Source organism: Dactylosporangium sp. NPDC050688 (assembly GCF_040654515.1).
Lineage (GTDB): Bacteria > Actinomycetota > Actinomycetes > Mycobacteriales > Micromonosporaceae > Dactylosporangium.
Genome location: NZ_JBFAIC010000009.1, coordinates 202,359 through 212,165, shown reverse-complemented (window position 1 = coordinate 212,165; position 9,807 = coordinate 202,359). Strand labels below are relative to the sequence as shown.

The 9,807-nt window shown below is 70.1% G+C and carries 9 protein-coding genes; all 9 read right to left on the bottom strand.

The features are described 5' to 3' along the window. Positions 1 to 344 precede the first annotated feature (344 nt). The gene (locus AB0H83_RS12085; RefSeq protein ID WP_360091045.1) at positions 345 to 1,853 is read right to left on the bottom strand and encodes a GAF domain-containing protein; all 1,509 of its coding nucleotides are present in this window, start codon (positions 1,851 to 1,853) and stop codon (positions 345 to 347) included. Positions 1,854 to 2,189: 336 nt separating this feature from the next. Further along, on the bottom strand, positions 2,190 to 2,399 hold the full coding sequence (locus AB0H83_RS12080; RefSeq protein ID WP_360091042.1) for a hypothetical protein: 210 nt from the start codon (positions 2,397 to 2,399) through the stop codon (positions 2,190 to 2,192). A 306-nt stretch (positions 2,400 to 2,705) separates the two neighbouring features. Beyond that, positions 2,706 to 5,054, bottom strand: a complete 2,349-nt coding sequence (locus AB0H83_RS12075) for a LuxR C-terminal-related transcriptional regulator (protein ID WP_360091039.1) — start codon at positions 5,052 to 5,054, stop codon at positions 2,706 to 2,708. A 370-nt stretch (positions 5,055 to 5,424) separates the two neighbouring features. Then, positions 5,425 to 6,162, bottom strand: coding sequence for a GAF and ANTAR domain-containing protein (locus AB0H83_RS12070; protein WP_360091036.1), 738 nt, complete (start codon positions 6,160 to 6,162; stop codon positions 5,425 to 5,427). Beyond that, positions 6,159 to 6,767, bottom strand: a complete 609-nt coding sequence (locus tag AB0H83_RS12065; protein WP_360091073.1) for a GAF domain-containing protein — start codon at positions 6,765 to 6,767, stop codon at positions 6,159 to 6,161. Before AB0H83_RS12065 ends, AB0H83_RS12070 begins: the two co-directional genes overlap by 4 nt. Positions 6,768 to 7,125: 358 nt before the next feature. Beyond that, positions 7,126 to 7,281, bottom strand: coding sequence for a hypothetical protein (locus tag AB0H83_RS12060; RefSeq protein ID WP_360091033.1), 156 nt, complete (start codon positions 7,279 to 7,281; stop codon positions 7,126 to 7,128). 102 nt (positions 7,282 to 7,383) lie between these two features. Then, positions 7,384 to 7,818, bottom strand: a complete 435-nt coding sequence (locus AB0H83_RS12055; protein WP_360091030.1) for a hypothetical protein — start codon at positions 7,816 to 7,818, stop codon at positions 7,384 to 7,386. Between the two features lie 207 nt (positions 7,819 to 8,025). Further along, positions 8,026 to 8,886 carry a sigma-70 family RNA polymerase sigma factor gene (locus AB0H83_RS12050; RefSeq protein WP_360091027.1) on the bottom strand — a complete coding sequence of 287 codons (861 nt, stop codon included), beginning with the start codon at positions 8,884 to 8,886 and terminating at the stop codon, positions 8,026 to 8,028. 173 nt (positions 8,887 to 9,059) lie between these two features. Continuing rightward, positions 9,060 to 9,575 carry an inorganic diphosphatase gene (locus tag AB0H83_RS12045; protein ID WP_360091024.1) on the bottom strand — a complete coding sequence of 172 codons (516 nt, stop codon included), beginning with the start codon at positions 9,573 to 9,575 and terminating at the stop codon, positions 9,060 to 9,062. Positions 9,576 to 9,807: the final 232 nt, after the last annotated feature.

Here is a 9,807-nt window from a genome sequence, read left to right as displayed (position 1 = left end):
CGGTGACTGGATAACCCCGTGTACCCGATCAATCACCCGAAAAACCGCAAATCATCACACCGGCCGATCACTCGAAGCACCCGGAACCGCAGCACCCGTGATGTGCGGTGTGCTCGCCGAGGACGGCGGCGATGCAGCGCAGTTCCTCCGGCTCGTTGACGAGCGGGAGGCGCTGTCAATCGGCCGAGGCGCGGTGATCTTCACCACCGGCCAGGCGCAGGCAAGCGGTCCAATCGCGCGGCGGTTCTTTCGGTCTCAGGCGTGGCAGCCCGCCCACCGGTGTCATCCAGTCCAGTGGTGGCGAAGCCGTTGTGAGAGCAAGGCGAGCCGCTGCGGCCGCTCACTCAATCGACATCTGCCAGCGCAGGGTCAAACCGCCCGGAGTCGATGTCGGTCGGGAACATGATGCACAGTGACGTCGCCACACCTGCCGGACGTGAGATCTGCAGGCGTCCCCCGTGTGCCTCCACCCAGTCGGTGAGGCCCACGAGTTCCGTGCCGAGGGCCAGGCCGGCTCCTCCGACACCGTCGCCGCGGACCGAGACCACGAGGAACTCGCGCCCGGCCGCGAGGTCGACGGTGACGTCGACGTCGACGTTGATCGAGAAAGCGTCCGTGTCCCCGGCCGCGTTCGCAAGCACCTCGCATACGATGTCGTACGCGGCCACCTCGACGCTGCGGGGCAGCCGGCGCCCGGGACCGGGGCCGATCGTGACCGGGACGGCCGAGCGCCGTGCGAGCGCCTTGAGCGCAGGCATGAGCCCGGCCTGGGTGAGGATGGCCGGGTGGACGCCGCGTGTGATCTCTTCCAGAACCGTGAAGAGGTTTGTCAGGCCCTCGATCGTGCGGGAAAGCCGCGCCTTGAGTTCGTCGAGTTCGCCCGGCACCAGCGCCTCAGCCGCACGAAGCTCCAGGCCGAGCGACACCAGACGCTGCTGGACGACATCGTGCACGTCGTGTTCGAAGCGACGACGGCTCTCCTCGACGCCATGGACGATCCGGGCACGTGACGCGCCGCTCTCGATGTTCGCCACTGTGGTGGCCATGCCCTCGGCGAACTGTGCCAGCCGCTCCTCGGCGCCGGGTGGCGGTGGATCCCGGCCGGACCACAGCACCACCAGGTAGCCCCACATGCGGCCACCCACCGTGATCGGCGCGGCGACCGATGAGTTGTAGCCTTCGCGGCGCGCCAGGTCGGCGAAGGCACCGGGACGATCGTTGTAGCTGTCCACCCTGGCCGGGCGGAAGGCGCGCAGCACCGGCTCCGTAACGTCGCCTTCGACTTGGAATCGCCGACCCAGCCAGGTCTCGGTGCCGGGCTTGCCGTACCCGGCGAGGACGGTGACGGTGCCAGCGGACTCATAGCGCATCAGCCCGGTGGCGTCCGCGTCCAGCAGCGCGGCGGCCTCGGCGACGACCCCAGCGAGCACATCGGCCGGCGGCGCACCGGACGCGACGAGCACCGCCACCCGCCGCAGACCCGCCTGCTCCGTCGCGAGGTCGTGCAGTTCGTCGCGGCTCGTCCGTAAGGACTCGGCCATCGCCTTGTACTCGGTCGCGACTGACAGCAGGGTCTCCAGCTGGGGCACCACGCGTTCGCGGAGGCGCTGCAGGGTCGGCTCGGGCAGGTCGGCGGGGACGAGGAGAGTTCCGAGCCGCGAGCGGTGCCGCAGCGGCAACGCAACCCGGCGCTCGTCGCCTGGGACGCTGTCGAACTCGATCGCAGCGAACGGCAGCCGCAGTTCCCGCGCCAGGCGGCGCGAAACCTCCGGCAGCACCGACCGCGGATCGTCCGCGCACAGCATGAGACGGCTCAGCACGGCAAGGAAGTCGGCCTCCTGGTATGCCTCCATCAGCGGCCCCTTCGCCGACCAGACGTACTGGTGCCACACTATGCCGGTCACCGGGTGGCTACCGGGTGAGGCACTGGGTGACCAACCACCGATCGACCGACCCGACCCCGAACTATCGACGCTTCGGGAAACGCACGTCGTAACGGAGGCAGAGCGAGAAGCTGTCTCACGTGTGCGCGATCTGCCCGCCGGACTCAGCGCGGCGTGACCGAGTCCTCCGAGCACCGGCGCTGCTGGCGCAAGGCGTCCGCCGCCGGTGGCGGCGTCACATGCACGGTGTTGCCTACGACATTCCGGGCGGCTACGGACGATGCCGGTTCAGTTCGGACACGCCGCCTACTCGTGAGGTCCGTTTGCGTCCGGAGAAGGTACCAGCGTCAGGCGCAGGCCATCCCGCAGTTCCTCGATGCGGAAACGTTCCGCTCGGCCGCTGTCGGGCAGCATGGCGTCGTAGAGCTCAGCGTTGCTGATCTCGATCGTGCCGCCTGCCCGACCGATCAGCACCTTGAGGACGGCGCGCAGATTGACGTCACTGAGATACTCCACAGGGACCGCCTCTATCCGTGACGTGTCTGGCGCCAGACGGTACGCAGTGCGCCGCCGTTCACAGATACTACCCGGCTCATACCGCGGCCCGCGGGTTCCGCCGTCACCGGCACCTTCGACACACGACGGTCTGCACGCGCCGACATCTGCGCAGCACCCACCCTGATGGCCGGCACCGGAATGCTTCTCGCCACCAGTGGGACGGCCTTCGGATTCATCGGGGGGCAGGCGCACGGCAACCTGCCCATCGGATTGAGCTGCGGCCGACCGTTGCGCGTCACCGCCACGGCCTGACCCTACGGTCGGTCAGCAGCCTCGTTCTGTGTCGTCCGGCACAGCGCCCGACGGAACCTCATCGATGGGGAGGATGCCGAGGGCGAGTGCGGCGCGAATGGCGTCGCGTCGGGTGTGGACTGCCAGCTTGCGGTAGATCGACGCGACGTGGGTCTTCACGGTGTTCGGGGAGAGGTGCAGCTCGGCGGCGATTTCGTGGACGGTTCGGTGTCCGGTCAGGTGTCGTATGACCGAGTTCTCACCTGGGCTCAAGGGATCGCCGGCCGGCGGGGTGATGGCCGTCAGGGTGAGCTGGTTGGGGGTGGGGCCGAGCAGGTGGTGGTTGGCGTGGAACGGGTGCCGTAGCTGTTCGGGGTCGGCGAGGGCGATGGCCTCGCGTAGCAGGTGTGTGGCGTGCTGCGTGTTGCCGGTGGCGTTCGCCTGGTGCGCCAGGAGCAGGCGGAGCTCGACCTGATGGAACAGCGAGATGTGCGGCTCGTCGAGCAGAGGCCGCAGCAGCTGATCGACGCGGGCCTGCGGTTGCCGGGCGAGCAGGAGCTTCGCGGTGGTGATCGTGGCGGTCGACGCGGGGACGGCGGCGGCGTCGGCACGCCAGTGCCGGTGGGCGTCGTGGAGCCGGCCGGTGGTGACGAGGAGTTCGACCCGCAGCACGCGTGCGGCCCATTGCGGGACCAGCAACGCATCGGCGCCGTCGACGATCAGCCGTTCAACGGCGCCCAATGCGGCGGCATCGTCGTGTTGTTGCTGGCAGAGCAGCGCGGCCTGGAACTGTTGGGCGGCGACGAGCGCAGGGACCGACTGCCACAGTTGGACCGCGAGCGCGTCGAGATGCTGTACGGCCGCGTCGGGTGTGCCACGTTGGACGGCCACCTCGGCAAGAACCAGCCGCGCCCAGCCGTCGTCGTGGGAACCCACGAGGCCGTTCGCGCGAACGTCCTCGCCGAGGGCGTCGGCATGCCGGACCGCGTCGCGCAGCCGGCCGGTCATACGGGCGATGACGGCGTGCAGGCGCAGTATTGTATGGCGCTGCAACGGACTGCGGCCGGTCGCTGCCGCGTCGGAGATCAGCGCGGCTTGCGCCGCTGCGTGAGCCCCGCTTCGTAAGGCACGCCAGATGGGTTGGGCCGAGGGCTGGATCACATCAGCGGGCCCCGCCGCGTCCCACCGGAAGGTGGCCGCCGAGTGCCGGACCGTGGACGGCGGGGCCGCGGTGTTGTCGCTGACGCCGCGGTGCACGGCGAAGGCGTGGGCGAGTGGTGCATCGTTGGCGAGCGACGCCCAGGGACCCGGCGCCGCCGCGGTGACAGCGGCCTGCGGCGTGCCCTCACGGATCTGCATGCCGTGTTGCTGCACGATCCTGATGGCCGACGACCGGTCGGCCGCGGCCAGCGCGTGGCGCAGCCCTTCGGCGGGCTGGGCGTGTGCGGCGTACCAGTCGGCGGCGGTGGCATGCAGGTGACGCGCGTGGGCGGGGTCGTCCTCGCCGAGTGTGGTGTAGAGGGCGGTGCGCCAGAGCCGGTGGTAGCGGTACCAGGCGGACGCGTCGTCAAGGCGGGTGGCGAACATATCGTCGCGGGCAAGGTCGGCCAGGACATCGGCGGCGTCGGCGCGGCCGGTGAGCGCGGCGAACAGGTCCGGGCAGACGGATTCGACCACGCTGGCGTCGCGCACAGCTTGGCGGAGCTCGGCCGGATACCGGCCCAACACATCCCGCATCACATATTCCGACAGCCCCGCGCCGGTGCGCAGCAGTTGCTCCAGGACGCCTTCCGGCTCATGCGGTTGCTCGCTCAGCGCCGCGATCGCGACCACGAGACCCGCAGCCCACCCATCGGTGATGGCATACAGGCGTCTGCTGACGGCCGCCGGCAGGTCAAGCCCTCGCTGAACGCAGAGGGCGGCCGTTTCGGCGGCGGTGAAGGCCAGGTCACGCCCACGGAGCGCGCTGACCCGGTGGTCCAGATGCTGCGAGGAGTCGTCCAGTGGGGCGTGCCTGCCCAGCAGCACGACGTGCAGGCGGTCCTCACCGGCGGCAAGCCGCCGTACCTCGGTCAGGAAGCCGGTGCCGACGACCCGCTCGGTGCCGTCCAGCACCACGATCACCGAGCCGCCAGCGTGTTCAGGGATGTCTTCCTGCAGCGCCTGGGCCAGTTCGGCCGTGTTGACCGGCCACGACGGCCACCACGAAGGTGACCGCAGCGGTGCCTGCCACCATCGGGCGGTGTTGGACGCGGCGAGGTCCACCAACACCGAGCGGTGCTCCGCGCCGACCGCCTCGATCCAGCCCACGACGAGGTCGGTCTTGCCCGCACCAGCCGGAGCGTAGACCGTCGTGATCGACTTTCCGCCCGGCGCGGCCAATGCGGCGTGCAGCCGGGCCCGGCGAAGATGACGTGACCGTGACGCGTTTGCCGCGGCGGCCCGACCACCGACGGCGGTCGCAGGTAATGACACATAACCGGCCATCATGACCCTCTGGGTGATGTCGAATCCGTGACTTACGGAATTCGCCACCGGGGTCCGAGGTGACATCCGACGATATCGCAACCCGGTCGGCCGTTCCAGCCCAGCCGGCAAAGCGGCCGCGCAGGCCCTGCCACGCAGGCTGGATGACGGTGCGGCTCGACCGTGACAGCTTCAGGCGTTGCAGTTCGCGCGGCTGTGCCCTGCGGGCGTCCGATGCGAGGACCGGCGCGCGGGCAGGCTTCGATCAGGGTGCTGCCGCGGTGCGTCAGGTAGTGGTGAGGTCAGGAAGACTGCCCAGGTCGGTGACCACGAGGTAGGCGACGTCGCTGAGCCGCCGGTTGGTCCGCCGGGCGTAGGCCCGGAGCAACTCGAACGCGGCGTCGACGGAGATGCGGTGCGCCTGCGCGACGGCACCTTTGGCCTGCTCGATGACGATTCGGCTGTTCAATGCCCCTTGGAGTTGTTCGGTGAGGATCTCGCCGCGGTGGATCGTCCGTTCCTGCAGCAGGCCGATTGCGGCGACGTCGGCCAGTGCCTGCACGATCTGTACGTCGGTGCCGTCGAGGCCGGTGCTGCCGGTGCTGCCGGTGCCGAAGACGCCCATCGCGCCGATGACGTCGTTGCGCAGCCGCAGCGGGAACGCGTGTACGGAGCGGAACCCGGCGGCCGTGGCGTAGGGCGCGAACCTCGGCCAGCGGGGCCCGGCGACGCTGAGATCGGCGTTGACGACCGGCTCGGCGGCGCGGAACGCGTCCAGGCAGGGGCCGTCCTGCCACTGCAGTTGGAAGAGATCCAGCAGCTTGGTTGTCTCGTCAGAGGCGGCCATGAACCGCAGCCGGCTCTGCTCATCGGCCAGCAGCAGACCCACCGTGGCGGTGTCGATGAGCCCGGCGACGCGGTCGGCGAGCATCTGCATGAACTCGATCAGGTCGAACTCGTCGACGAGGGTGTCGGCAACCTCGACGAAGATCCGCGCCAGGCGTTGCTCGGATACGGTGGTCATGACGGCGTCCCGGCCTTCCTACGATCGTCGTCGCGGTGGTCATGCGTGGTCGGTGTCGAACCGCAGGCGGCGGGCGACGATGTCCGTGGCCACCTTGCCCAACGGCCGATTCTTGGCGTAGGCGTAGGCCCGCATCCACACCAGGGCATCGCCGAGGGGGATGCCCACTGGATCATGACCATGCCCTGGGCCTGGAACAGCTCGGCGCGGTGCTCGAACATCTCGTCGAACTCGCCGGCGCCGGCCCACTCCTGACCGTCCAGCAGCGTCACCACCATCAGGTCGGCGAACGTGAACGCCTGACCCAGCTCCGCTCGGGACAACGAGCCGGGGCGGGCGCGGAACACGTCCAGGACGCCGAGGCGGGCCGCACCGATCTGCAACGGAAACGCGAACACTGCCCGGACCCCGGCGTCCCGGCCCGCGGGCGTGTACATCGGCCATCGACTCGTCGCTTCACCTGCCAGATCGCTCACCAGAACCGGCCGGCCGGACGCGAAGGCGTCGATGCAAGGGCCTTCGCCGAGGGTGAACTGCAGCTCCTCGATCCGCGCGGTACGCGGGTCCGAGGCTACGGCCATGCCGTGCACGCCGTCGCCGGTCATCACGCTCACCCCGGATCCCGAGGCGGACAGCGCCTGCACGACGTCGACGCAGACGCGGCTCCAACAGCTCAACCACGCTGGTCGGCGTGCGTGACAGCCTGGCGTCGCAGATGAGGCGTGGCGCCTGACGTATGAGCATTGACTGCGCCGATCACGGTGGCCCAGGGCAACGGCTTACAACGTCGGGCGACGTGTCGGTAGTGCGTGCGCATCCGCCGCACCCTTCCGCAGACCGGCACTGCCGGCGTCAAGGCAGTCAGGCGTCGAGGCCGACGTCGTGTCGCTGACGCTACTCCCTGCTATGCGCCGAGACAATGCGGGCAGCGCAGGCCGGCGACATGGCCGCGGGCCGGGGCCATCAGCTGCCCGGCGCCGCGCCCCAGTGCCCGAGCAGCCGCGGCTTGACCCGCTCCGGGGCGAGCGGCTCACGCAGCAGCGGGTTGCCCATCAGGTAGATCTGCGGCTGGACAGGAAACCACTCCACCACGTCACTCAGGGCACGTATCAGGAGCATCCCGCGGTCACCCGCGCCGAGACCATCGAGCGGCCCGCAGCCCTGTCCCGGCTCAGGTGCCACGACGCCGGAACCGGTAGATCCATCCGGTCGCCGGGTGCCTCAACGGTCATGACCGGCGCCCGCGGAGCGTGCGAGCAGCGTGTCCAACTCCATCTGGATCTGCCGATCAAACATCGCCCGCAGATCCATCGGCTGTTCGTCCTCCAACGCTACGGCCATACGGGCGGCCCAACGGTCCCCGGCGCGCCTGGCGGCAATGGCGTAGATCCACCCGACGGCGTCGGTCTCACGCTCGGGGGAGCGCCCGGCCAGCCGCCAGACCTCGATGAATGTGGCGTTGGTGACGGCAGCGACGTCGGCCGGCCCGAGCGGCACCGTGGCTACGTGCGTGGCCAATCCCGGGCGCAGTTGCGCGTGCAGCCTGGCGAACGCGGCCCGATCTGCGCGCGCGATCCGGATCATGAGGGCGGCCAGCCCGTTGGTGTTGACAGGGTTGACATGTCGAGGCTGAGCGCGATATGTCCGGAATGTCACGACGACTCCCTCGGTTCGAGACGTGACCGCCTCGCCACCGGGGTCTGGGGCGGCTGCCGTGTGCGATCGTCACGCTACTCGGTCAGTTCGATCCGTGCAGCACTTCGAAGTCGGGCATCGCGAATCACGCGACCAGCGGCCATGCGGTCCGGACCGAAGAGACGACGCCAAGGATCGCCTGGGTGGCGGTGGGTCGATGGTGCCTCCTCATCGCCTGAGCGTGACCGGCCGTGGCGGCTCGGGGACCGCGCCGGACGGGTTCCCGATGCCGGACCGCAGCTCGTGCAAGGAGCGTCGCAGCAGCCGGGACACGTGCATCTGCGAGATGCCCAGCTCGCCGGCGATGGACGCCTGGGTCATCTCGTCGGTGAACCGCATGGCCAGGATGCGCTGCTCACGGACCGGCAGCGTTGCGACCAGCCGGCCGAGCAGTCCGTGCGAAAGGCGCTCGTCGACGGCGGCGAGCCGCGGGTCGGTGGCGCCGACCACGTCGAGCAGGCCGGCACCGTCGTCGGTCAGGCCGGTGTCGAGCGAGCTGAGGCGGTACACGTCCCTGGCGCCGATCGCGACGGCCAGCCGGCCCGCCTCGACATGCAGATGTGCGGCGAGTTCGGCGGGCGTGGGGGTGCGGCCGTGCAGCTGCTCGAGATCGCCGGTGGCGGTCCGCAGGTGCATGGTGAGCTCCTGGACGGCGCGCGGCACCCGCATGGCCCATCCGGCGTCGCGGAAGTGGCGTTTGAGCGCGCCGGTGATCGTGGGCACGGCGTATGCGACGAAGGATGCGCCCCGCGACGAGTCGTAGCCGTCGACGGCCTTGACCAGTGCCAGTGCGGCGACCTGCGCGAGGTCTTCGAGGCGTTCGCCGCGTCCGGCGTACCGCCGCGCCAGCCGGTTGGACATCGGCAGCATGCCGAGAATCGCCTGCGTCCGCAGTGTCGAGCGGAGCGGGTCGCCGGCCGGCAACCAGTCCCGGGCGTGCAGCAGCTGCTGCACGCTGGCCGAGGCGCCCGGCACCTTGCCCGCCCGGGGTCGTCCGGCGGTCGCGATGGCGATCGGTGTCGATGGCATGGAAAGACCCCTGTCGGTGGGCGCACGTCCATCCCGGATGGACCGCCGGCCGCCGAGGTCCGGAGCAGCAACACCCACCCTACGCCGGTTGGCGTCGGAGACACCCGATCCCGGAGGCCACCATGTAGCCTGCCCCGCCGGGGTGCCACGGCCGGCGACGCACCGGCGGGCGGCTACCCTACGGGGCCGTGCACGACGGACACGGCCCGCGCGGCGCGCATCCGGGACCGGGTGACCTCCGCCTCGGCCTCCGCTCGGTCGGCCCAGACGCCGTGTTCGGTGTCGATGGTCTTGTCCGGCTCGAGATTCTCGTAGATCTCGAAGAAGTGCTGGATCTCCAGCTTGTGGAACGGGTCCAGGTCCGAGAGGTCCTGCAGGTAGGCAAGGCGCAGATCGGCGGTGGGGACGCAGAGCACCTTCGGGTCCTCGCCCTTGGCGTCGCGCATCCGGAACATGCCGAACGCCCGGCAGCGGATCTGGCACCCCGGGAATGTTGCCTCACGCACCAGCACGAGCGCGTCGAGCGGGTCGGTGTCCTCACCGAGGGTGTCCTCGATGAAGCCGTAGTCCTCCGGATACTGCGTGGCGGTGAACAGGGTGCGGTCCAACCGGATCCGGCCGGTGGGCCGGTCGACCTCGTACTTGTTGCGGGTGCCCTTGGGGCTTTCGATGGTCACGTCGAATTCCATGTGTGCCACGTCTCCCCGCTCACCGCGGTGCGGTCGGGGGCTCCTCGGCGCGGCTCGCCACATCGGGCGCGGCGGGGACTCTGGACTTCGCGGTGGTCATGGCTGCCTTCATGGTGCGGCTGAGCCTGGCGGCCGCCCGGGACCGGGCGGCACGTCCCCACGGTACGCCTGATCGGCGGCGAGCGCCGCGCCGCCGGCCGGGGCGGCGCAGGGCATCGTCGCCGGCCGGGCG